A 23857-nucleotide genomic window follows, 5' to 3' on the forward strand; every position below is an offset into this window, starting at 1 on the left:
AATATTAATCACTGGTTCTTTGATGAACAAGGAAGGTGTCTTAACGACCTGTTGCAGCCACCTCTCTATGCTGTCACAGGACTGGAGATCCCTCGTCTACACGAACACATTATCACACCTCATCTCAATGTCATCCTGGTGGCAGGTGGGGGAAGAGCGTGTGTACCAGCAATCAGGGCAATCTTGGCCGCACAACTCCCTACAACCCTGATTACTGATCATATTACTGCGTTGCACTTGATGCCGGAAGGAGGAGAATAATGCGGGGACTACCAGTTAAATTTGAAGTTGAAAAGGGACGCATTCTCGTCCCGGTTGGGAAACCCTGCCCCTATGGATGTAGATATTGTTACACCCGTGGCGGCGAGGTTGGCCCCGCTCGTACCAGGGCTGGCACGATTTTGGAGCAGTTTGAGGAATTTGCAAAGACCCATGTGTTCAACACGATTCAATTTGGCTATGATAGTGATCCCTTTGCGTTTCCTGAGCGTGGTGTCATGATGCTAGAGCGCCTTGCTCAACTGGGAAGGCACCTGAATTTCAGTACAAAATCCTGTATTGAAGGGACAGTGCTTGATGCCCTTGCCAAAATTCGGAGCAATCTTGCGAGTGAGATTACTTTCACGGCACTGGTCTCCTTGAGTTGCTGGCACTCTGCTGAGAAGGTAGAACCTCGTACGCCCACGCCCGAACAACGCATGCAAACTGTGAGTAACCTCATGCGCATTGGCATTCCTGCGTTCATTGCCGTGCAACCGTTCCTTCCTCACATCGAGATGGCTGAATACGAACATTTGATAGGCGAGGCATTATGTGCGGGCTGTGCTGGGTTTGTATTAGGTCCGCTGTATGCCGACAAAGAGGAACGCTTTGTCAGCTTCCTACCAAAGGGAGCTTTAAGCAAGATACCAGGGGAAGAGACTATCATTTCCTGGTCTGCCCATCATCCAGTATGGACGCGGTATGAAGATCCACGTCTACGGCAAGTTGCAATTTTCGCTCAAAGTTGCGGAGGCCCGGTTTATTGGTCATCCGCCGATGCGATAGATAGTTATATTGCGGCTTGATCTATGAGGAGGAGGGTATCTCATGCGCTGGTCAGGCAGATCCAGGAAAGAAACGGAGATAAGCACATCTGCTTTGGGAGAAAGAGTGACTGGAGACATTGCTGTTGTCCTCTGTGACAATAAACTGGATACCAACCTTATCTACCTGGGATGCCAGATGGCGCGGAGTGCCAAACGCAAAGTACATCTCATTCGTGTGCTTGAGGTTCCACGTGCATTACCGCTCAAAGCAGTTTTAACACAAGAATCTGATCGTGCAGAGAGGCTGCTTCATGCCGCAATGGAAATTGCAGAGAAATTTGGGTGCGAAGCTGTCTGCGAGGTGGTCCAGGCGCGCGATGCCGGACCCGCTATCGTTGACGAAGCGAGCGATCATCAGTGCGCTTTGATCCTGATTGGCCTGATACGCACTAACAACAAACCCGTACAAGGGCTTGGCAAAACTGTCCAGCATGTTCTGACATACGCTCTCTGCCGTGTCTGGCTCATACAAGATCCCGCACCACGGCCACAACCCATTGCCGAGCAGAAATCGTCATTCAAAGGATCGAAGGAAACAACTGTATGCACATACAATCACCACTTCTCTCCATGAACGATCTCACAGGCGAAGAAGGATAGCAGTTCGGCCTGAAATTCTTTGATGAGGAAAACGTCGCCAGGAACACAAAACCGATCGATCACCAGAGAGAACTCATGGCATGTTCTTGAGCTAGAGTGGTAGTGATCGATCAGAGTATCTCAGCAGGTCACAACCATGATGATCGCTCCGAAACGAAATTGTAGGTACGATCTCACAAAAAGCGTATTTTTAGATTCTTTTCATTTATACATATACATATATCAAAAGATGACAACCAGGTCATTTTTTGTAGAGTAGCAAATGTCCTAATACCATACAACATAAAAAAAAGAAGAGGAGTTCGCTATGACTGTTACTTTCATTCCTCGTCCAGAACCACAACGTCCCGTCTTCCATCGACAGCCCTTAACTTCAGAAACGTATCTCCCAGAGGTGTTACCTCCTGTTCTGGGGTCTGGAGATCTTATCGCCCAGATGATCGTTAATGTATTCTGGATCAGTAATATTACCCCCATCTTAGCAGGTGGGCCTGTCGTATTTCTCTATTTGGTGATTTGTGGGGTGTGTTTCTTTATCCCCTGTTCCGTGGTCATGGCACAATTGGCCGCCATTTTCCCGCACGAGGGTGGTATTTATAACTGGACGTTTCATTGCCTGGGCAAAAACTGGGCCTTCTTCGTGAGCTTGTGTACCTGGCTTCCCGGGGTGCTTTCGATCCTCAATGCGTTAATTGTCCTCAACAGTTGCGCACAGACAGCCAATCCCCATTGGCTCACAGAACCCTGGCAACAGGGGGCTGCCATCCTCTTTGCCCTCACGTTTGTGGGGATCATTTCCACACGACCAACTCGAACGGTACAAACCATCATGAATGGCGCAACCATTGGCATGGGAGTGGCGACGGTCCTGATCCTGGCTGCGACGTTGATCTGGTTGTTGAGCGGACGCCCGAGCGCGACGACCGAATGGGTGCTCCCCCATTCGGTTGCACAGATCAATTCTGGACTCTTCGGCAATACCACCTTAGCGCTCTTAGGAAGCAATATTCCTCTGGCCCTTATCGGCGAGACACGCAACCGACAACAAGCCACGCGCTCTCATCTGTATTGGGGTACTGGCCTTACGCTCGCAGGATATTTCGTGTGGTTTTTCGCGCTTCTCACCATACAAGGTGCCCAGGCTGCGGCCAACCAGGCCAATCCTATTGTATTGCTGGTTGCCACAGTTACCAGTGTTTTTGGCCCATTCATCGGCAAACTCTTCCTTATAGATATTGGGTTTTATTACCTCATCATCGCAATCACGCTCAACCTCTGCTATTCCCGATTGCTGATCGCCTTTGCTGCCGATGGACGCCTTTCGGGGCGATTCTGCAAAGTGAATGTATATCGCGTACCAACCTATGCTCTTCTTTTTCAAGTCGCAATGGTCGTGGTGTTTGCAAGTGTTCTCTATTTCATCGTCCCCTTGTTCACAGGACTTGGGCGCTCGGCCAGCGATCTGAATAGTATTGCCTACAATGTCGTTGGAGCCAGTTTAACCCTGGTCTGGGCACTTTCATACATGGCTCCATTCGTCAACGTCACGCTCCTTTATCTTCAAGCCCGACATGCCGTGATGACCCAGTGGTTTCTCTCCCTGCCTGCACTCCTGTTCTGTGCGATCCTGGGAGTGCTGACGCTCGGCATCAGTATCGTCACCACGCTACTCAATTCATTTATTCCCACGCTCATTCCTAATACAAACTGGATGTACATCATTGGCTTGGCTATACTGGTCTGTCTGGGCTTCTGCCTTCTCTTGACGATGTACGGCAACAGTGAAGCTCGATACGAACAGATGCAAGGATAAACAAGCATATTTCTTTTAGGAAGGACTTTTCTATGGCTTCATCGCATTCTCCTTACACCGTTTCTGGTCTTTCTGCCTCTTTTGAGGAGGTGATAGCATTCATCCAGGCGCAGGAAGCTCGTTTGGTGGCACGTGATCCACGCCTGCAAGCTGTACGGCCCTCACACAAAGTGAGAGCGGCCCTGATGCTCCAGCCAAGCGAGAGGCACGCAAGCTCACTCGCCGTGTTCGATGCCCAAAAGCAGCTACGTGGCTACGTGGCTCCCGACATCTGGCAACTCCCAAAGGACAGCTTATTGCATGCGTTTTTGACAGAGCGCAATGGAATTGCCCAATCATTGACGTTGCCCAATCCCGCCGATCGTGATGTGAGAGACGTGACTTCGATGGTATTGTCAGCACTTTCGGCCTCCTGGCAGCGAGCAGGCAGCACTGGAGATCTCATCCGCTGGCCCAGCCATGATACGGACTGGCTGGAGCCGATCCTGCTAGAGCATGGCTTTCTACTCGATAGTATCTGCGCGCTCCGTCCGCTCTCCGCCCCATCTCTTGCCCCACGGGTGGCACACCGCACCGCACAGATCCGTGAGGCACATCCCTCAGATGAGGAGGCATTACTGAACTTGTTTGAGGAAGAACTACGAGTACACGCACGCTGTATCCCCTTCGCACGCGTAAGCCTGGCGGCAATCCATGGCTTCCGCAGACGATTGGCTCGGCTGTGGGATGGAGAGACACTCGAAGAGGGAGCACCTCTGGTTCTGATCGCAGAAAGGGGGCAGAACATCGTGGGAATGGCCGAGTGCCTGTTATGCCATGTCTCCCCCGATGAAGAACCAGGTTTCACCCCTCCAGGCCACTATGGCTGCCTGGATAATGTGTGCGTTGCAGAATCGGCACGAGGACAGGGTATTGGCACGCTCCTGACACAGGCTGCTCTTGCTGCGTTTGAACCTCTGCCAGACCTCAAAGGGTATATCCTTTGGTATAGCCCTGGGAACGTGCTTGCCGCTCATTTCTGGCCCCATGCAGGTTTTGAGCCACTCTGGACGACCTTTCAGCGGTTGCCTCATATGAGAGAAGCATTACACTTATAGCTTGTGCCTGGACAGCTCAACCACTCTTTGTTCTCATGGAAGGAAACCTATGACAACATCTGATGAATCAATCAAGGCAGCAGCAGAGGAAAGGAGCAAACATGCCCTTGCTTCTCCTCATCATTTGCGCTCGGGTGCCGTGGGTGTCTTTGAACTCTACGGCAACTGTCTGGCTGCTATTGCCCCTGTTGCCTCAATGCTCTTTAACGTTCCGGTGATGGCCTCTCAAGCGGGAGCCGCAACGCCACTGGTGTTTCTACTCTCAGGCGTGGGAGTTCTTCTGTTGGCGTGTTCGGTCATCTATTTTTCGTCTCGTTTCGTGAGCGCTGGTGCGTTTTATACCTGGGTTCGACAAAGCTTAGGGCCGCACATGGGATTTCGGACAGGCTGGCTGATCCTCGGAATCTATTCGCTGTTTGAAATCTCCCTCCAAGCCAACGTGGGTGGCAGTTTGGACAATATCCTTTCCAGTCTGGGCTTCCATTTACCCCTCGGATGGTTAGGCTATGCAGTGATCCTCACCGGAATCGTATTCGTCCTTTCCCTCCTTGATGTGCAACTGGCCTCCTGGATCATGGCCGTTTTTTCGCTCCTTGAGTTGGTGAGTTTACTCTTACTCAATAGCGCTATTACCCTCAAAGGTGGGGTCGCAGGGCACGATCTGCTCCATACGTTTACCCCCGCAGGTGCCACCCTCGAAGCAGTGACACCAGGGGGACTCGCGGGAATATGCCTTGCAATGTCCTTTGCCTTTCTTGCTTTCATGGGTTTTGAAACGGGAGTGGCCTATGGAGAAGAGACTCGTCATCCCCGCCGTAAGATGCTTGTAGTGCTCTCTTCTTTGTTGTTGGCTCTCACTCTTCTCTATAGCTGGACCGCATATGCGGCCACGATCGGGATTGGCTGGCAACAAGCAGGGACGGTTTTGGGCAATGTGGCAAATGCCCCCCTACAATATGTCACCCTGGCGACGACGTTTGTCGGTGCCTGGCTTGGACAATTGCTTTCAGCACTGGTCATTAGTTCCAATTTTGCCAGCGCTTGTGCAATGCACCAGGTGCAAACCCGCTATCTGTTTGCCATGGGACGTGAGGAGATTCTCCCTTCATTCTTTGGGCGAACCCATTCTCGTTGGAAGAGTCCGTATGCTGCAGGGATCGCCCAGTCCCTTTTTACGGTATGTGTTCTTAGCGTCTTGGGTTGTTTCCTCATGCAGCACACCAATCCTGACGGAAGTATCGTCTATGCGTTAGGCCTACCAGACGGCACGCAGTGGACGCAGACGAATGGCATTGTCATTTTCCAGTGGCTCTCCACTATTGTCAGCATCAGTATTGTGATTGTCTATATTTTCACCAATATTGCAATGCCTTACGAGGCATGGCGCAGGAAGGAATTACGCTGGTGGAAACATGTCCTTCCCGTCGTCTTGAGTTGCACATTGCTTCTCTTGCCGCTCCTTTCCCAGACGCTGCCTTCGCTTCCCATCCTTGCTTCCTTTCTGACACCCCTTGGCCTCTCTCCAGCTCCCTTTCCCCAAATTATTCTGCCATTGGCGGTCGTGAGTTGGATGGTCTTGGGAGAAGGGTACAAATGGTGGCTCTTAAAGCGGTATCCAGAGCGCATTGAGGGACTCGGGCACATACTTCAGGAAGCATGAATACATTCGGCCTTGCGCGCCTCGTCAGGTGCGCAAGGTTCCATTTGACTGAAAGAGGTTAAGACCATGAATACTCGCGCCAGCGGAGAGCAACGCTCTCCACGCACAGTAAAGGGATTCTACGAGCTGATTGAACAACAACCAGTTCCTCCTTTTCGAGAAGACCTCCAGGAATGCTGGTGGCTCGGCCGCCGAGGAGAGCATTCTGTGTTAGTGTGTGAGATAGATGGCAGGAACGCGATGTCTCCGGCACTGATCCAGGAAGCGACCAAGCGATTCACCAGCTCCAATCAACGCTCCCACGTTGCAAAGTTGCTGGCGACCTTTCCCGAAGATGGGCACCACTTCTTTGTCTTTGAGTTGCCTGGGGAAAGCCTACCCACCTATATGCAACGGGTTGGAGGCACATTGAACCTTCAGAATGCTCTCGCAGGCTGCCGGCAACTCCTTCAACTCTTATACTGGATGTCGATTCAGCAACCAGTCGTGGTTCACGGATCTATCAGACCCGAATATGTACGGGTGGCCTCTCAAGGTCGGTGGGTGCTCACGCACTTTTCTCCTGAGATTCTGGCAGGTGTACCTCCTGCATCCCTTCGCTCCTCCTCTTCTACTCAATACCAGCAATCGCTTCCAGACTGGGGGGCCATCGGATCGGCACAAGATCTGTCTGCTGCTATGGCCACCATCCTGTTCACTCTGACAGGGCAACCTCCCCACAATATTGGAGCACAGATTGAGCAAGTTGCTCTGATGTATCCAGACGTTGCAAGCACCTTGAAGACGCTCTTTTCCCAAGCACTTCACCTAGAGCCGACCAAACGCTCTGTGCGTCCAGAGGAGCTGCTTGCGCTCATCTCGCCAATGAGTAAAGAACCACAGCAAAAGGAGCACCCGCACCATGAGGCAGTATCTGGCATCATGCAAGAAGGCAAAAGCAGGCTCGCAGGCCAGCTAGCATTACCAGCCCAACACATGCATGCTTCCGCCGCTCTAGTCCCACCCGCTCCAGAGATCCGAGTCATGGACGTGACCCCCCCCCGCCCGGCTGAACGGAAAGGGACGCTTCCCCATCCAGACACGTTGCCTCCCATACCACCTCCCCCTCGTTTTGATGCCTACTTCTGGATATGGACAATCCTGACTCTTTTTGGGTGCCTCTTCTTGCTCTCCTCCTAAAGGCCATGCAAGACGCACTATTTCAGCAGGGTCATGAACATATGATGGGGCTTCCATAACATCTGCGCTCGATATGGTGAGTGACTACAAACACTATAGGGAGAACACCAATGAAATTCTTGAACAGCATACCTATTTTCCAGAGACTCTTTCTTGCTTTTACGCTAGCAGCACTCCTTCCAGGTGCGAGCACTCTGGGAATAGGATACATCTCTATCAACATATTGGCGAGCCATCATCTCAATGATCTCACTAGACCGTTGCAAATAGGAATCATCATGGCCTTTGTTCTTTCAGCTGTTATCGTCTATTCATTAGGCTTTCTTGTCAACCTTACGATTACACAGCCGCTGAGCCAGCTTGCTGCTGTTGCCAAGAAAATCAGCGACGGCGATACACAGGCGCGAACATCGCTGCAGGGACAGGATGAACTCTCTCTGGTTGGCTCTTCCATCAATCTCATGTTAGATCGGATTAGCCGTCTTGTAGCTGAGGCGCAAGGGCAACGCGATTTCCTGCAAGGTCGGATTGATCAACTCGTGAGCCAGGTCAGCGGGATTGGCGAAGGCAACCTGAATATTCAGGCCGAAGTCAGCACCGATGACCTGGGAGTGCTGGCAGACTCTTTTAATTACATGGTTGAGGAATTGAGCAGGCTGGTCTTACGAGTCAAGCGTGTGGTTGGGGAAGTGGAACAAGCGACAGCGCAAACCGCCAAGCAGATGGCCCATCTGGTGGAAAATGCCCAGCGACAAATTCAGCAAACAGGAGTCGCGACACAGCAAGTTGGGCAAATCGCCTCGGTCAGCCAACGACTGGAAGATCTGGGGCGGGGCTTGGGGCAGTCGGCTCTGCAAACCAGTCAGGCAGCCGAAATGGGCAGGAAGTTACTTCAGCAAACCAGTCAGGCCATCAAACACATTCATGAACGTGTTCACGGGACGGCAATTTCCGTTGCAAAGCTTTCTGCGGGATCAGAAGAAATCGGAACAATTACTGAACTCATTTCAACGCTTGCACAAAATACCCAGCGGCTTGCGCTGGACGCCTCCATTCAAGCGGCTATGGCCGGCGAACACGGCAAAGGATTTGCCGCCGTCGCCGAGGAGATTCGGCGCTTCTCAGAACGGGCCAAAGCGGAAGCGCAAAAGATCACAAAGATCGTACGGGGAGTCCGTGAAGATATCTTCGAGGCGACTTATGCGATGCAAGAAACCGAACGCGAAACCGATGTAGGAGCGAGGCTCATCAAAGAGACAGAAGAGGCGTTGTTACGTATTTTTCAGCATGTGGAGCAGCAGGCCAGGGAGATTGAACGCGTTCATCTGCACGTTGAGCAACAGTTGCAATTTTCTCATGCTGCTGTCCAATCCATACAGGAAGTCGCAGTGATCGCCAAGCACAATGATCAAACAACGCTCGTGGTGAAGCAACAGATGAAGACGCTCACGGATTTTGCAGGGACATTACAGCAGTCTGTCGAGGTCTTTCAGGTGCGAGCAGATGTTGCTCTCGCAAGTTCATAAAGAAAGAGGTGCTCAAGATGCAGCCCCAAGAAGAAGAAAGAGGGTTCTGCTCAATAGATCTCTCCCAAAAGGGTCCTCTCGCTCTTTGCGGGTTCATGCCTTCTCCACTGAAGCAGGTGATCCTCGCAAAAAACTTTGAAAGTTCCATGGGGGAATGAACACAAGATCCTCGCTCGACCATGCTCATCGACACCATATGCGCGGATCCCTGGGGGACACATAGTCTATTTCAACCAGGAAGGCAGTCTCATCCAGGCCGCGACCACGTTCAGAAACGGAGTAGAGTAACACATGGAAAAAGATCTAGCAACGATAAAGCGACCTTCTGTAGTCGAGCTTTTTCATCTGGATCATCTTGATCCTCACCATCAAGTAGGAAACCACCAGTATGCCTTCCTGCTGGATGGCCTCTTTGAAGATACACAGCGAGTACTCATTGACGCCGAGACTGGTACAGTGCGAAGAGGAGATCCTCTTCTGGCAGAAACAAGGCTGAATGAAATGCATTTACATCTCTTCGTTGCATTTGTTCTTGCGCACCCGTTCCCGGTAGCTGCCTATCAGATTTTGAACCTCTCTGACTACCTTATTGCATCTCTGAAGGAGGGGTGTGCAGGCGCGCAACAAGTCACCAGTAATGCGCGCCTAGAAGAACGCATTGGGACATGTAATCAGCAGCTCTTCCCACTAGGCATAAAGATTTCGCCGAGTAATTTGGAATTTAACGACTATCGCATCAGTTCCATTCAAGCGAAGCATGCAACGGGAGGGCGCGGTATTCAGCTCCTCCAGAATGGTACACCATCCATCGACGAACAACCCGTCGATCATCCTTCAGTTCGCTGCACATGAGGGAACGAGGAGGAAAAAACACATCTATGCCAGCGGAAAATGGAAAAGGGAGGACAGGGAATCGCATCCAATTGCTCTGCAGAGCAGTTCATGACACCCACCCTCTTTTCCCTGCTCGACGCACTGAGGTGCAAGCACAAGAGAAGTGCGCCAAAACGAGGCGGGCTTGGTGAATCGATAGTGGAGAAAGGAAAGATAGCCTGCCTCAAAAAGAGTACAGGCAGCAGTATGTTAAAGAAGCGCTCTATCATAGAAACAAATCATGTGGGGAGGATAAAAATGTCATCACGAGCAGAAGCTATCTTTTTCTATAAGGTAGAAGGGCTGTATGGTTGTTTTTCCAATTTTTCGTCACATAGCATTGTCATGAAGAGCCGTTGGTGGCCGACAACTGCACATTACTTTCAGGCGCAAAAATTCGCTGGTACGGCATATGCTGAACAGATCCGTCTTGCTCCGACGCCACAGATTGCGACCGAGATCGGAAGAGATCCTCGCCTCCCTCTCCGTCGCGATTGGGAACAGGTGAAAGATGACGTGATGCGCGAGGCAGTGCTGCACAAGTTTGCAACCTATGAAGACCTTGCGAAGGTCTTACTTGCCACTGGAGAGAAACAGATTATTGAAAACAACCGGCTTGATCCTTACTGGGGATGTGGGCCGGATGGTAATGGCAAAAATAGGCTTGGTCACATTCTCGTAGAAGTACGAACGATATTGCGTGAGAGAGTGTGTAGTAGCCGCGTGATAGCAGTTTACTAGAGACACGAGATATGGCAAGTGACCCTAAGGGAAATATGACTCTTACTTTCTTTCTTTACAGGTTTATCGCCTGCAAGACGGAAAGGACGGGGGGCACAACACAAGGAGATGTCACCCCGCACGAGTCTGGAGAGGCAATGAACGTGAATATGCAAGAGGAACAACTGCTCTCGGCCTGGAGTGTGTTGACATCGGAAGCACAAGACATGATCAAACGAGCAGTGATGGTCGCATCTCAGGCACATCAGGGAGCGGTGCGCCGTTCGGGAGAACCCTTTGTAGAACATCCACTGGCGGTTGCCCTCATTGTGGTCCAGATGGGCCTGGATGCCGAGGTGATCTGTGCCGCAATACTATATGATGTGGTGGAAGATGCTGGCTATTCGCTCTTGGCACTACATACCCAGTTTGGGGCTACCGTCGCACATCTGGTGGATGCCGTCACCGTGCCAGAGGCAGAGGTGCTACCTCGGTATCTGCTGCATACCATTGCCAGCCACAAACTCTTGCAGGCGATGGAGACCGATAGGCGTGCTGGCTGGCTTAAACTGGCGGATCGCCTGCGCAACATGCGGACATTGGGAGATTTACGCCCCGATGAGCAACAGATGATTGCGCTGGAAACACTGACCTTTTATGTGCCATTAGCCCGCCACCTGGAGGCTACGGAGATCGAGAGGGAATTGGAGACGCTGGCGCATGACTTTCTCCGGGAGACGCTGATGGTGACAGGAAGCACGCTCTGACCCTCTTTTTATATGGAGAGGGGAGATATGGAGAGATGAGGGAGTCATTTGGGAGGAACGATGAAGAAAGCACTCGAACTCGTGCGTGTGCCAGCGGAAGGCATGATGGTTGTTTGTTTTGATGAACCTACTGAGCAGGTTCGGGTGGGACGTATCCAGAGGCTCCAACGAACAGCGAGAGGGCTGGAGGTGGATCTTCTGTATGCTGATCAGTATGTGCAAGCTGGAGACTTCATCTGGAGTACCTATTTTTATGGGAAGAGAGATGCACCTGCTCACTCAGGCATATTTGAGTGGCCTGGCGATTGGACATTCACCTTCGATCTGGCAGAACGGAGCCTGCCATCTCGCCCTGGATGGTTGGTGCATCTTGTTTTTTGAGGAAAGGAAATACTATGACAATCTACTTCTATCATCTTGATGAAGACTTTGCTTGTTTCTCGAATCTCTTTCCATCGGAAATATTGATCGATGGAAAGCCCTGGCCGACGGCGGAACATTACTTTCAAGCGCAAAAATTTGCCGGGACTGAGCGTGAGGAGGAGGTACGCCTGGAATCTGATGTGAAGGGAGCGATTCGCCTCGGAAGAGATCGCGAACTCCCTCTGCACCCTGATTGGGATCAGGTGAAAGATGAGGTCATGCGCCGCGCTGTCCTGCGCAAATTTGAGACTCATACTCAGCTTCGCGAGATCTTACTTGCCACTGGCGAAGAAGAGATAGTTGAAAAGACAAGAGATGATTACTACTGGGGTTGCGGACAGGACGGCAGCGGCAAAAATAGGCTCGGCCAAATTCTCGTCGAGGTCAGAACGATATTGAGAGAGAGAGAATAAGTGTGGTAAAAGGGTATATACGTTTTCCCCATGTATTTCAGGATCGTATTGTGTTTGTGGCTGAGGATGATCTTTGGCTAGTATCGGCTTCGGGAGGGCGTGCTGAGCGCCTGACGGCGGGAGTTGGTGAGGTGAGTTCTCCCCGCTTTTCTCCTGATGGACACTGGCTGGCCTTTGTAGGATGCGAGGAGGGGCCAAGCGAGGTTTATGTGATGCCTGCGAATGGCGGGCAGATTCGCCGTTTGACCTATGACGCTGGTGAGTGTCAGGTGTTGGGCTGGTCACAGTCGGGCGATGAAGTCTTGTATGCCAGCAATGCGCATCAATTTTCCCCACGCTACTACACCATTTCTGCTGTTGCTCTGGGCGGAGGCATGCCGCGTGAGCTTCCTCTTGGACAGGCCAACGCGATTGCTTATGGGCCGCAGGGAGGGATTGTGCTTGGCCGTAATATCAGGGATATGGCGCGGTGGAAGCGCTATCGTGGGGGAACTGTTGGGCACTTGTGGTGCGATGCGAAGGGGAGCGGCACCTTTCAGCGGTTCCTGCATGTCAATGGGAATGTGGCTGATCCCTGTTGGGTGGGTGATCGCATCTACTTCCTCTCTGATTATGAAGGGGTTGGGAACCTCTATTCCTGTACTCCGGCGGGGGAAGACGTGCAGCGACATACGAACCACGAGGATTTTTATGCACGCAGCCTTGCCAGCGATGGAGAGCGCCTGATCTATCACGCGGGAGCTGAACTGTACCTCTATGATCCGGCGGTTGGCGAGACGCGTCAGCTCTCTGTGGAACTGCCAAGCATTCGGACGCAGCGCAATCGCAAATTTGTGTCTGCCCGACGCTACCTGGATACCTATGCCTTGCATCCCCAGGGTCATAAGCTGGCGCTGACCACACGTGGGAAAGCCTTCTCGCTGGGCAACTGGGAGGGACCGGTCTTGCAGCACGGGGAACCCGATGGGGTGCGCTATCGGTTCCTGGAGTGGTTGAACGATGGCAAGCGCTACGTCGCGGTCTGTGACGCACCTGGACGAGAGGTGCTGGTCATCTTTGATCCTGAACAGGAAGGCTCGCCGAACATACTGAGCGAGATTGCATTTGGGCGCGTCGTGAGCTTGTCTGTCTCTCCTACTAATGATGTCATCGTGCTGACCAATCATCGCAATGAGCTGGTGATGGTCGATCTGGCGACCGCTTCGGCACGGGTGCTCGACCGCAGCGAGACCAAACTCATCAGGAGTGTGTCCTGGTCGCCCGATGGACGCTGGTTGGCCTATGGCTTTGGTCTGCCTTCGCGCAAGACAGCGATCAAACTCTGTGAGATCGAGAGCGGCCAGACGCATCAGATCACCGAGCCGATTTTGCATGATGTCAGCCCATCATTTGATCCCAAGGGCAAATGCCTCTACTTCCTGGGCTACCGTCTCTTCCATCCTACCCACGATAACATGCAGTTTGAACTGGGCTTTCCGCGTGGCGTCAAACCATATGCGATGATGCTGCAACGTGATACTCGCTCCCCCTTCGGGCCAGAAGCGACGCCCGTTGGGGAAAAAGGAGAGGAGGGAAAGAAAGAAGAAGAGAGCAAGGATATGGGCGAAAACAAGAAGCAAGTCGTTATTGATCTGGAGGGGATCGCCGAACGTGTGGTGCCATTTCCTGTTGATGAGGGGTGCTTCCTGAGCGTTGTGGGCATCAAAGGCAAAGCGCTCTTGCTCTCGGTTCCAGAAGGCGAAGTGGAGGAGGATGAAGATGAGGATGATGAGGAAAATGAGCCACGAGGGAGGATCGATGCCTATGATTTTGAGACGAAGAAACGTGAGCGCGTGCTGACTGGAGTGAACAGTTTTACGCTCTCACGTGATTGCACAACGCTGGTCTATCACTCGCATGAGCGGTTGCGTGTGCTCAAAGCGGGTGAGAAACCGAAGGAGGATAAGAGTGATTATACCAAAGAGACGGGGTGGATAGACCTGGGGCGTGTGAAGGTGTCGGTCTCCCCGCCGTCTGAATGGCGGCAGATGTTTGCGGAAGCCTGGCGGCTGCAACGCGAGCAGTTCTGGGTGGAAAATATGTCGGGCGTTGATTGGGAAGCGGTCTACAGGCAGTATGCTCCATTAGTGGAGCGGGTGGCGTCTCGTTCGGAACTTTCCGATCTCCTCTGGGAGATGCTAGGAGAACTGGGAACCTCGCACGCCTACGAAGTGGGGGGTGAGTATCGAGCGCAACCCCATTACCATCAAGGGTTCCTCGGGGTGGACTGGTCCTACGATACCGAGCAGGAGCGGTATCGCATTGCCCATCTCGTCAAGGGCGATCCCTCCGAAAACGAGACGACTTCTCCATTGCTTGCACCTGGGCTGGGTGTGGCTGTTGGGGATGCTGTGCTCTCCATCAACGGACAGCGCGTGAGCCGTGAGCGCACGCCACAAGCATTGCTGGTTAATCAAAGTGGTCATGCGGTGCAGGTCACCATTGAAAAGGCAGATACACAAGAGCAACGGTCACTCGTGGTCAATGTGATGGAAAGTGAGTGGAAGATGCGCTATCGTGAATGGGTGAAGCAGCAGCGCCACTATGTGCATACCGTCTCTGATGGACGCGTGGGGTATGTGCATATTCCCGATATGGGGGTCAGCGGTTTTGGGGAATTCCACCGCAGCTATCTGGCTGAGTATGATTATCCAGCGCTGCTCATCGATGTGCGCTGGAACAATGGAGGGTTCGTCGCAGAGTTGTTGTTAGAGAAGCTAGCACGTCGCCGCATCGGAAGAGTCTTTCCCCGTTGGAATATGCCTTTTCCTTTCCCCCAACAGTCCCCACGAGGTCCGATGGTGGCGTTGATGAATGAACAGACGGCATCGAATGGAGACATCTTTTCCCATAGCTTTAAGCTGATGGGACTTGGTCCATTGATCGGCAAACGCTCCTGGGGAGGTGTCATCGGCTATGTGCCGCGTCATTGGTTGGTCGATGAGACCATGACGACCCAGCCAGAGTACGCCTACTGGTTCAAAGATGTGGGCTGGAACATCGAGAATTACGGCACCGACCCTGATATCGAGGTTGATGTTGCCCCGCAGGATTACGCCAAGAACATCGATCCCCAACTGGACCGCGCTATTGCCGAAGCACTCAAGATGATTGAAGAGCGACCCACGCTGGAACCACAGCCCGGCGAGCGGCCATATCTGGGAAGGAGCTAACTATATGTCACACGATAATAACGAGAAAAACACCTATATCTTCGATCCTCTCAGTGCAGCGGAAATGGCACGCCTGATCAAGCAGGATCGCATGGTAACGCAAGCAATGGGTGGCCCCCTTTCTGGCATCGTTGATCCCTCTGCACTCCATACCGTTCTCGACCTGGGCTGTGGACCTGGTGGATGGGTCTTAGATACAGCATTTGCCTATCCACATCTGGAAGTAGCAGGCGTTGATATCAGCCGCCCGATGATCGACTATGCTAACGCACGGGCACGTACACAGAGGCGTACCAATGCTTCATTTGGTGTGATGAATATCACTGAGCCATTCGATTTTCCCGACGATTCATTCGAGTTGGTCAACGCTCGCTATATGCTCGCAGTATTGAAAAAAGATGCCTGGCCTCCGTTTCTGGCAGAGTGTCATCGAGTGTTGCGGCCTGGTGGACTCCTACGTTTGACGGAACCCGCTCAATTTGGGGTGACGACCAGTGACGCAATCAATGCTTTTATGGACCTCATCCTCAAGCTGCTTGTAGCAAACGACTATGCGGTTTCTGAGCGGTCTCCGACGATCTTACCACAACTCCGTCGCTGGATGTACACTCAGGGGTATCAACAGATACGCCTCCTCGCTCACGCCCTGGACTTTTCAGGCCCCACAGCGGCTTGGCCCGATACGAGGGATGATATCCGTATCGTAGGAGTGCAAATGGAACCGTTGCTGCTCGCGCTTGGTCTCATTACAGAGCAGGCTTTTGGCGCGCTCTTTCAAAAGGTCTTCATTGATTTGCACCAGGAGGAATTCAGCGGACTAAGTCACTGGACAACAATTATAGGCCAAAAGCCGAGCAGGTAGGAAAGCGGCTTGATACATACCTTGTGAATTATTTTGCAGGGAATCAGGGGAAGAAAAAAGAGAGATGGGAGACCAAATCGAAGTGCTCATCGCGACACCGTTGTACCATCAAGCAACTTCATTCCTGCGAGAGCATAGCTGTGTCGTCCAGACTACTGCACCTGATGGATATTTGATGGTATCGGTGATGTTCCCACAGGGAACAAAGCAGGAAAAGACTAGTAACAGCGCAGCTGGCGTCGAGGAGTATCGACTGACGATGCCTGATGACATTGTTGTTATACAGACGTACGATCCCGCTACGGGATGGAGCACGCTCCTCCTGCCAGCGCAAGAAGACTGGAAAGAAGACTGAGCAGAGGAGGCCAATTATCCTTGGATCTCCTTGGTCAGTAAGTAGGCAGAAGTTCAAATAGATTCGTAGGCGTATTCAATTACGAGTCTCTAGTCGGACGAGGAGAGATAAGACGTGGAAAAGTGGTACGCTTCTCCCCGTACCACTTTTCCACGTCTTAGAGTCAGCCGCGTCGTCGCCACATGTTCTCGGCTCGTTCGTTGTAGCCCATCCAGGTCGAACAATTATATATGAGCGTAACATACTAACGTAATCACATCAATTGTGGCGTTTTCCTGCTTGAGCACTAGTGTAAAAAGTTGTTTCACCTCAGTCGGAGAGATCAGCCTCTGCAAGCGACTCGAACTACATGCATCAGATGGTGTGCTGTAGACAACATTCGTGAGGAGGAGAGAGAAAGAAAGAATGGACCTGCCTGAGTCGCTAGAGGCGCAACTGGATGCAATAAAAGCTGCACTGCTGAGGCAATTGGATGAGCAGATAGCAAGTGGCCTTCTTCCCAAAATCATGGAAATTGGCTCCCTCTCAATCGAGCAGGGAACCATCAGTATCGGCCTCATTCGGGGAATTGACAAGGTGGCGGAGGTTCACATGGATGCGCACACATACCAAATCACACAACTGAAGTTAGTGAAGGAATAAAGTAATGACGAAGACCCCACGATCAACAAACGCTCAGTCCGACAGTGTATTTACGGCACACCAAACTCATCAAACGCTAGCAGTCAGAGAGAAGCAAGGAACTACCATCTGCCTGCTTCGGTGACACATCACTCCGCCGAACTGCTCCCTTCACTCGGGCCGATCGCTGCTTGTTGGTCAGAGACCTCACATAGTTTGCGCTGCTCCTCACACGACCGCTCGGCGCTCTTTTGTTGGAAGCACCGTTCAACACTTACCGAAAAAGCAGTCGTCAGAAAGAAGAACTAGAGAGCACAGTTTAACCAATTCCATTCACGTCCCCACACAGTGCCATCCCTTTGTAAAATGCCCTTGAGCACCTAGAGAGCAGCGTCGGTTACTGTCTATGACGCCCCCATCTCTGCTTCCTTCGTCGGTGCCAGCGCCGCACAGCCCACTGCATCCGCTCACTCCACAAGAGCGAGAGAATCAGGCTCCATCCACACATGCCCCAGAGCATCCATTGCAAACAGATGGTCCATCCATCTACCCAGGATAGAGCCTGTAAGCGGATCGAGCCAGCAGGCCGGAGCACCACCTCCAGATTACTGGTCAGTCCCCACAACAAGACACGCACTAGCATACGAGAGCGCTGGGGAAAGCCACCAGATCCAGCGGCGCTGCTGCTCCCGCTGCCACCTCTCCTGTTCGGCAAGTACCAGCACCACGAGCATAACGGTCATCCAGACGGCGACATCCACCAGGAGCCATAGCGATCGCATCCACACAAAGAGCATCCCTGCGCTCGCTAGCAGGATGAGACTCAGCAGCAAGGCAAGGCGCAACCGCTCCCGTCGCTCCCAACGGTCCTCGTCCATCTCCTGCTCCCTTCTCTCTCGTTCTTTCTCTTCATCCTAGTATACCTGTTTTGCTCTCCGGGGGAGAGCCTTCCATTCATCGTACGTATCTAGCGCGTTGCTAACATACTTCCTCTCACAGAGGATCTGGCAGGGATCTGGCAAAACCTGCGACCTTGCCAGATCCTCGCCCTTTCAATCCCCCGACCTGCGCTTGCTTGTGGTCCTGCTCGGTACAACGGCTTCCTCCTACCATACAGCGACACCACCACACGATCCTCAACACACCAACCTCCCCCTCCTCCAGGCACTGGCGTTGATCACGAGACCTCTGACACACAAAGGGAAACACAACGGAGGGATTCAGTTCCCTCTTGGTGACGAGATCGAATGACTACCAGGAGCACGCACGCGGTGCCACCATTTGGTGCCCCGCACCACCACATTCAAGAGATCCGCTCCCGCATCGAGCAACACCCGGATATGGCGTTGTTCTTCCTCGAGTCGCTGCGCATACGATACCTTCTTCACCACCTTGAGCACCGGCCGCTTCCCCGCTCGCAAGAGCGTTCTGATCCACAGATCCTTAGGCGACCGTTCTTTCCAGGCGTTATGCACATGCAGCGTCAAACGCACCCCGGGATGCTCTGAGCACCCCACGTAGCGCACCTGTCCACTGTCGGGATCATGCAATTCGTAGATATACGCCCACTCATGCCGCCAGATACTCTTCCTTGGTGCTTTAGTGTAGCACGCCCGGCACACTCGCCCAACACAGCCTCTCCCACATGTCTGACACGTCCGGGGATATGCCTTCATCCGTCCTCCTCAATGAGTGAAGGAGTCCATTGCCCCTCATGATATCGTAGGATGGTCCCCGTATCTCCAACCGCCCAGGCATCATCCGAATGCGGAGCCAACGCCACGTGTTGCAACGCCTGCCCGCTCGGACTAGCGACTGGTGTCCAGATTCCATGGTGATAGGCCAGGATGGCTCCTCTCGCTCCAACGGCCCACCCAGAGGAGGCTGAACGCATGGTCACATTCGTCAGCACAGGAGTAGAGGCCGTGCTTTGCATGTCGAGACGCCCTCGCTGATAATGCAGGATCACACCTTGAGCTGAGTTGCTCACCGAGCCAACCGCCCACCCTTCATCAGGGGAAATCATCGATAGCCCGAATAAGACAATAGGCGAGGAGGGATTCACCGGAAGTGCCGTCTGCCTCCACACTGTACCATCGTAGTGCGCCAGGGTGGTTCCTGCCAGCCAGATCCCTTTGTCGCCATCTGGCACCAGGGTATGAAAGGCGCTCGTGCGGATGCGCTGTGGGAGCGCCAGGGGTCGCCACTGATCTCCATCATATCGGAGCAGGGTCGTTTCCGCTCCATTGCTGCCAAGCAGCCATCCCTGTTGCGGGCCATGCATGGCAATACGGGTGAACTCAGGATCGGTTGCCCATTGTTTGAACACGCTCCACCACCCCTGGTGATAGCGCAGCAACACCGTTCCTAGTGTGCCATTTTGTTCGATACCAGAGGTTGTTGGAGTGGGCGAGGCCGTTGGCAGAAAACCCGCTCCTATCGCCCATCCTTCAGAGGCCGATGTCATCGCAACGCTCGCAAGCCTGACGCCCAATTCAGGCAACTCACGCGTGCCCTCTCCAAAGGGCAGCTCACGCCTCCACTGTCCATGCTGATAATGCAGCAACACGTAATTCGGTTGACCTGCTACCACTCCGACCGCCCACCCCTCCTCTGGGGACACCATCGCGCTATCGCTCAGATTCATTCTCTCGGCAACAGGCACCGCTCCCACTGACCATAGAGCGCCAAAGGGGTGCAAGCGGAACACCCCCCAGACGCTCACGCACACAAGCAACAGCAGAACTCCACACACCAGGACGTTTCTTTGCCAACGCATCCTATTCTCTTCCTTTCTGATAAGAGGATCGTCCTCCAGGCAGCACACCAGCTGTGCAAACGCTTATCCATTACAGTCGCACCCACCACGCGCCGCAGCAAGACGGCTTCCCATCCTTATGCTCTCTGCCCCGCCGCAACAACGTCCACGGCCTTCTCTTTCGTGACGGTTCTCCGCCCTCACACCACTCTACCTCTCCAACCTGGGAGCATCATAGGAACATCACAGCATCAGGTAGCCTCACCCGCACACCCTAGTTCTCGCTCCAATGCCTGTATGTATAAAAAAAGAGAGGCGAGATCCACGTACAGATCGCAACATTCCTCATAAGAGAAGCAACCAAACGCGCTGACAGAAGATATTCCTGCAAATGGATAGAGGAGAATAAAAGAGATCTTGATGTTCTTTTATTGCCCCGCTCCATCGTATGCTGATATCTCTCCACCCGGTAAACCCAGCAGAAGTCACTTCCAGTTCCACCGCACACGTGCTCAACCAGAACCATCCACAGGAGAGATGGTCAGACAAATTGAGTGCTGTATTCAGGTCCACATCGTGCCCAATCACTTCTCCCTCACGCGAATACCACGCCATCGTATGCCCCTCCGGCGTGGTATGAAATTTGCTCAAATGATACACTGCATACGAGGTGTTGCACACGTCTTGCCTGCTCGCGTGGCAGCTGAGCACCTGGATACTCCCTGCATGCGCCTGTCCTCCTCTACACACCGTCGCCAGCACCAGCGCCGCTATCAGCACCAAGGCGCTCCGCTTCTGCTGTCTCGGGATCCTCATACGCCCTCCTTGCTCTTTCGATAGGCAGCCCGAGTCCCTCGCTCGGTTACCCAACCCATCGCAAGAACAGCTTACTTCCCCATGATAGGGACAAGCTAGGAACATCATGGGAACAACCTGGGTGCAACATGGGGTAGTGACAGCATGCAACGGGGGAGAGCGGACAGACAAGGTGGAACAAGCACTGGGGATAGCAGCCATCCACCAAGATCTGCTACGTGAAGAATATGCTCACAAAAGGGCCATATAATGAGCGTTCATCCATGAACGGAGCTTCACCACTGATGAAAGAAATGCTACACGAAGAGGGCCACGTAAGAGCATGCATCCATCTAGAGAGAGACAGTATATGTAGACACTGCTTACAAAAGAGAACCACGCGAGGAATATGCGAACAAAACGCGCCGCACCCAGTCCATCCGACCGTTATGTGAGCCTTCAAGGAGCGAGGCGTTTCAGCTTTTTACGCCCCTCTCTCGCTTGGAGAACCAAGTGCGTTGCTTCGCTCGCCATACGAAGCTTCTCAAGGCTAGCAGAGGAGCAAAAATTGCAATAGGCATCAAATCCAGTATCGATCAGTACACCATTCTCGACGTAGAGCGCCTGATAGCCAATCTTTTCACCCGAGAACAACACATCCTCGATGAGTGCCGTTCTCTCAGCAGCCAGGTCTTCGGGCTTGCGGTCGAGAGCTTCTTGCAACTCGGCACACCGCCGCTCTAACTCTGCGATCCTTCGCCTGCTCTTCGTTGCTTTGAGTCGAAGCAACTCACGCTCCTGCAGTTGACGCACAGTATTCGCATCGTCGAGCTGAGACTGTAATCGGTCGATGCGCCGCATGTATGTGCCTTGAATGGAGGCACTCTCCTGCTGGAGTGCTGTGACCAGCAGTTGAGCTGCTTCCTTTCCATAGGTCTCTATGGCGCTTTCCAAGAGGAGTCGCGTTTCCTCGTGATAGTCGGCCCATTGGTCGCGTAGAGCCGCCGAACCGTCATCCTGACGCATGAGGTCGGGTTGGACATCCTGCTTAATCATGCGGTGATCTCTGTGTAGCATCGGTTTCTCCCCTTTCATCAGTTTGCAATCTCAACATGGTGTGCCACAGGTTCAAAACTTCCTTCTAGCAAATGACGCATACGCTCCTCAACAATGGTTATCGCTCTTGTTAGGCATTGTTTGCAGGTCGGTCCGTCTGAATCAACGAACAGATTACCGTTAAATTTGGCCCAGACCTGACAGAGCGTATCGTTTTTTGATCGTTTGAAACGTCCATTTTCCCAGGCATCATCGAGCACAATGTGATCTGCCCCGTTCGTAGTGCCACTGATGTTCTGGCTTGGATTGTCACATCCGACTGGATGCCAGGCCATCGGCAGTTGCGCTGTCAGTTCAGCTGCAAAGAGCCGATAGGTCTTCCAGGCGGCCCGCGCGTCAACATAACTTCTGTGCCGACTTGTAGCAAGACGATGCAATCGCTCTAAACGTGTGCGTACCGCTTCAACCAGAAGCCAGTTCTCTTCCTGAAAGATTCGCACGCTGCTATAGAGTATATTATTGAGGAGGACCAGACCACGCAACACTGTTTGGTCTTCCAGATTGGGTTCGTAATAGGCGACGACAATTACCTCAGCACGCTCCACAGGAGCTAAGCCCTCGCGCTCTTGTAAGGAGGGAGGAACAACGATGCTCTCATTGAGAGCAATATCCGAAGCCTGGCGATTGCTATTATTGACCATCCGTTGGGGAGTGTTCATCTTCTTCCTCCGATTCTTCTATATTAAGAGTGGGACACTTTCTTCTAAGGCTTGTTGCCTTCGCTCAGGATGCTCCCTACTCTTCTCCTAATCGCTTTGCTCCATCCATATCCCTGATGCTCATTTGCCGCGACTTGAGATACCAGGCTAATGGCTGCTTTGCCTGCGCTCTGCTTATCGCCGTTTTCAGTGCTGCGAGCGAGAACAGCAATGGCTCCGGTGGCGGATATGCCGGCTCCAGTCGCCCGATCCGCGCCCAGTAATAGAGCGTCGAGCGTTTGATGCCAGAGAGCGCCGAAAGCTGTGGGATGGTATAAACCATTTCACACATGTAATCTTATCCACTGTTTTGCCAACGAAGCACACCGAACCTTCTGTTACAACCGTTACGAAGGAGCGACTAGATGAACCGAGAGATCGTCGAGGAAACGCGAGATGCATCCTTCTCTGACTTCTCCCTGTACATACCAGCGTGCCGCCAAGAGCAGATAGAACCAATCCTTCGCACGCGTGCACTCAACATAAGCCAGATGACGCTCTTCCGCCAATTCCTCCAGATTCCAAACACAACTATGAGGCAAGCGGCCCTCATTCATACTGACGATGGCCTGGAGCTAAACACTCAATTCTAGTTATCAAGCGACTTTGGCATGATCTGCTGATTCACCAGCTTCCTGACCTCATCCTTCCTCTGAAAGGAGCGTCGTGGTCAAGGAACAGACGTCGAAAACCGCAGCACTCCATAATGACAAACGTATAATCTACATCGCTTTCCACTTTTGCCCAAACCTTTTTCTCGGTCGCAGCGAAAAGCGCTGAGGAATAATGCTTGGGTCAGCGTTCCTCCTATACCCCATAAAAGCTCAATGCGGTGACAAGAGATGAATATGTTTCTCTTCGGTATGATGCATCCGCCGATCCAGAGGGTGTGGTAGACATGCCCGACGGCACGTCGATGACGGTTTTGCTGTTTACCCGCGATGGCTATGCCACCTATGGTATCCCGGCGAACGAACAAGGAAAAACGGGTCCGTTCCACTGGCGTCCATATCCCCATCAGTATTGGAAACAAATCACGTCGTTACAGCAACAACGCTAAATAAGTTTGTGGGGAGGTTGTTATGAACGAGGAGTCGAAGAAGCGCTTTGAAGCGCATGAACAGCACTTTACGCCTGATCAACCAGTAGAATTTCTCTTCCGGCGAGCGAGCCAAGCATTTTGGATAGATGCTACCATTGTCAGTCCTGATCCACTTGAGATTCGCTACGCCAATCCTCCATAAAGTCTTGCGGCATTCCTCCCCGTGCACGAATGCCGCT

28 protein-coding genes and 1 pseudogene are annotated in these 23857 nt (G+C 52.6%); 19 read left to right on the forward strand and 10 right to left on the reverse strand.

Annotated elements, in window-relative coordinates; genetic code table 11:
* The 17 genes and pseudogenes from K3T83_RS52700 to K3T83_RS52780 form a co-directional block, all read left to right on the forward strand.
* A pseudogene (locus K3T83_RS52700) lies at positions 1-261 on the forward strand (sugar-binding domain-containing protein); the annotation flags it as partial.
* Entirely contained in the window at positions 261-1067 is an 807-nt protein-coding gene (locus K3T83_RS52705) for a radical SAM protein (RefSeq protein ID WP_220211164.1), read from the forward strand. The pseudogene K3T83_RS52700 and the gene K3T83_RS52705, both read left to right, overlap by 1 nt.
* Before the next feature lie 85 nt (positions 1068-1152).
* Positions 1153-1662 carry a universal stress protein gene (locus K3T83_RS52710; protein WP_220211165.1) on the forward strand — a complete coding sequence of 170 codons (510 nt, stop codon included), beginning with the start codon at positions 1153-1155 and terminating at the stop codon, positions 1660-1662.
* A gap of 333 nt (positions 1663-1995) precedes the next feature.
* On the forward strand, positions 1996-3501 hold the full coding sequence (locus tag K3T83_RS52715; RefSeq protein ID WP_220211166.1) for an APC family permease: 1506 nt from the start codon (positions 1996-1998) through the stop codon (positions 3499-3501).
* Between the two features lie 32 nt (positions 3502-3533).
* Positions 3534-4598, forward strand: a complete 1065-nt coding sequence (locus K3T83_RS52720) for a GNAT family N-acetyltransferase (protein WP_220211167.1) — start codon at positions 3534-3536, stop codon at positions 4596-4598.
* Between the two features lie 49 nt (positions 4599-4647).
* Positions 4648-6258: an APC family permease gene (locus K3T83_RS52725; RefSeq protein WP_220211168.1), complete on the forward strand. Its 1611-nt coding sequence runs from the start codon at positions 4648-4650 to the stop codon at positions 6256-6258.
* A 66-nt stretch (positions 6259-6324) separates the two neighbouring features.
* A complete protein-coding gene (locus K3T83_RS52730) occupies positions 6325-7437 on the forward strand; it encodes a serine/threonine-protein kinase (RefSeq protein WP_220211169.1) in 1113 nt (370 codons plus the stop codon).
* A gap of 110 nt (positions 7438-7547) precedes the next feature.
* Entirely contained in the window at positions 7548-8963 is a 1416-nt protein-coding gene (locus tag K3T83_RS52735; RefSeq protein ID WP_220211170.1) for a methyl-accepting chemotaxis protein, read from the forward strand.
* A 291-nt stretch (positions 8964-9254) separates the two neighbouring features.
* Positions 9255-9815, forward strand: coding sequence for a hypothetical protein (locus K3T83_RS52740; RefSeq protein ID WP_220211171.1), 561 nt, complete (start codon positions 9255-9257; stop codon positions 9813-9815).
* Between the two features lie 279 nt (positions 9816-10094).
* Positions 10095-10577, forward strand: a complete 483-nt coding sequence (gene ybiA / locus K3T83_RS52745) for a riboflavin biosynthesis intermediates N-glycosidase (protein WP_220211172.1) — start codon at positions 10095-10097, stop codon at positions 10575-10577.
* Between the two features lie 137 nt (positions 10578-10714).
* Positions 10715-11323, forward strand: coding sequence for an HD domain-containing protein (locus tag K3T83_RS52750; RefSeq protein ID WP_220211173.1), 609 nt, complete (start codon positions 10715-10717; stop codon positions 11321-11323).
* A gap of 60 nt (positions 11324-11383) precedes the next feature.
* Positions 11384-11704 (forward strand): hypothetical protein, encoded by a 321-nt coding sequence (locus tag K3T83_RS52755; RefSeq protein ID WP_220211174.1) that lies wholly within the window; start codon positions 11384-11386, stop codon positions 11702-11704.
* A gap of 14 nt (positions 11705-11718) precedes the next feature.
* On the forward strand, positions 11719-12159 hold the full coding sequence (gene ybiA / locus K3T83_RS52760) for a riboflavin biosynthesis intermediates N-glycosidase (protein ID WP_220211175.1): 441 nt from the start codon (positions 11719-11721) through the stop codon (positions 12157-12159).
* 2 nt (positions 12160-12161) lie between these two features.
* Positions 12162-15371 (forward strand): S41 family peptidase, encoded by a 3210-nt coding sequence (locus K3T83_RS52765; protein WP_220211176.1) that lies wholly within the window; start codon positions 12162-12164, stop codon positions 15369-15371.
* Positions 15372-15375: 4 nt separating this feature from the next.
* On the forward strand, positions 15376-16233 hold the full coding sequence (locus K3T83_RS52770; RefSeq protein ID WP_220211177.1) for a class I SAM-dependent methyltransferase: 858 nt from the start codon (positions 15376-15378) through the stop codon (positions 16231-16233).
* 64 nt (positions 16234-16297) lie between these two features.
* Positions 16298-16588, forward strand: coding sequence for a hypothetical protein (locus K3T83_RS52775; protein WP_220211178.1), 291 nt, complete (start codon positions 16298-16300; stop codon positions 16586-16588).
* Positions 16589-16993: 405 nt separating this feature from the next.
* Positions 16994-17230, forward strand: a complete 237-nt coding sequence (locus K3T83_RS52780) for a hypothetical protein (protein WP_220211179.1) — start codon at positions 16994-16996, stop codon at positions 17228-17230.
* A 376-nt stretch (positions 17231-17606) separates the two neighbouring features.
* Here K3T83_RS52780 and K3T83_RS52785 read toward each other — a convergent pair whose 3' ends face one another.
* The 10 genes from K3T83_RS52785 to K3T83_RS58495 form a co-directional block, all read right to left on the reverse strand.
* A complete protein-coding gene (locus tag K3T83_RS52785) occupies positions 17607-17852 on the reverse strand; it encodes a hypothetical protein (RefSeq protein ID WP_220211180.1) in 246 nt (81 codons plus the stop codon).
* The gene (locus K3T83_RS52790) at positions 17815-18087 is read right to left on the reverse strand and encodes a hypothetical protein (protein WP_220211181.1); all 273 of its coding nucleotides are present in this window, start codon (positions 18085-18087) and stop codon (positions 17815-17817) included. The genes K3T83_RS52785 and K3T83_RS52790 overlap by 38 nt, the downstream gene beginning before the upstream one ends.
* 115 nt (positions 18088-18202) lie before the next feature.
* Positions 18203-18352: a hypothetical protein gene (locus K3T83_RS52795; protein ID WP_220211182.1), complete on the reverse strand. Its 150-nt coding sequence runs from the start codon at positions 18350-18352 to the stop codon at positions 18203-18205.
* Positions 18353-18429: 77 nt separating this feature from the next.
* On the reverse strand, positions 18430-18885 hold the full coding sequence (locus tag K3T83_RS52800; protein ID WP_220211183.1) for a hypothetical protein: 456 nt from the start codon (positions 18883-18885) through the stop codon (positions 18430-18432).
* Positions 18882-19988 carry a beta propeller repeat protein gene (locus tag K3T83_RS52805; protein WP_220211184.1) on the reverse strand — a complete coding sequence of 369 codons (1107 nt, stop codon included), beginning with the start codon at positions 19986-19988 and terminating at the stop codon, positions 18882-18884. Before K3T83_RS52805 ends, K3T83_RS52800 begins: the two co-directional genes overlap by 4 nt.
* A 324-nt stretch (positions 19989-20312) precedes the next feature.
* Entirely contained in the window at positions 20313-20783 is a 471-nt protein-coding gene (locus tag K3T83_RS52810) for a hypothetical protein (protein ID WP_220211185.1), read from the reverse strand.
* Between the two features lie 438 nt (positions 20784-21221).
* The gene (locus tag K3T83_RS52815) at positions 21222-21839 is read right to left on the reverse strand and encodes a hypothetical protein (RefSeq protein ID WP_220211186.1); all 618 of its coding nucleotides are present in this window, start codon (positions 21837-21839) and stop codon (positions 21222-21224) included.
* Positions 21840-21856: 17 nt separating this feature from the next.
* Positions 21857-22537, reverse strand: coding sequence for a DUF8336 domain-containing protein (locus K3T83_RS52820; RefSeq protein WP_220211187.1), 681 nt, complete (start codon positions 22535-22537; stop codon positions 21857-21859).
* A gap of 76 nt (positions 22538-22613) precedes the next feature.
* Positions 22614-22868 (reverse strand): MerR family transcriptional regulator, encoded by a 255-nt coding sequence (locus K3T83_RS52825; RefSeq protein WP_220211188.1) that lies wholly within the window; start codon positions 22866-22868, stop codon positions 22614-22616.
* Between the two features lie 55 nt (positions 22869-22923).
* Entirely contained in the window at positions 22924-23133 is a 210-nt protein-coding gene (locus K3T83_RS58495) for a 3'-5' exonuclease (protein ID WP_373324766.1), read from the reverse strand.
* A gap of 275 nt (positions 23134-23408) precedes the next feature.
* Here K3T83_RS58495 and K3T83_RS52835 point away from each other — a divergent pair, with 275 nt between their 5' ends.
* Both K3T83_RS52835 and K3T83_RS52840 read left to right on the forward strand, forming a co-directional pair.
* Entirely contained in the window at positions 23409-23636 is a 228-nt protein-coding gene (locus K3T83_RS52835; protein WP_220211190.1) for a hypothetical protein, read from the forward strand.
* Between the two features lie 22 nt (positions 23637-23658).
* Complete coding sequence (locus K3T83_RS52840; protein WP_220211191.1) at positions 23659-23820, forward strand: hypothetical protein; 162 nt, start codon at positions 23659-23661, stop codon at positions 23818-23820.
* Positions 23821-23857 lie beyond the last annotated feature (37 nt).

It is taken from the genome of Reticulibacter mediterranei, from assembly GCF_016587455.1.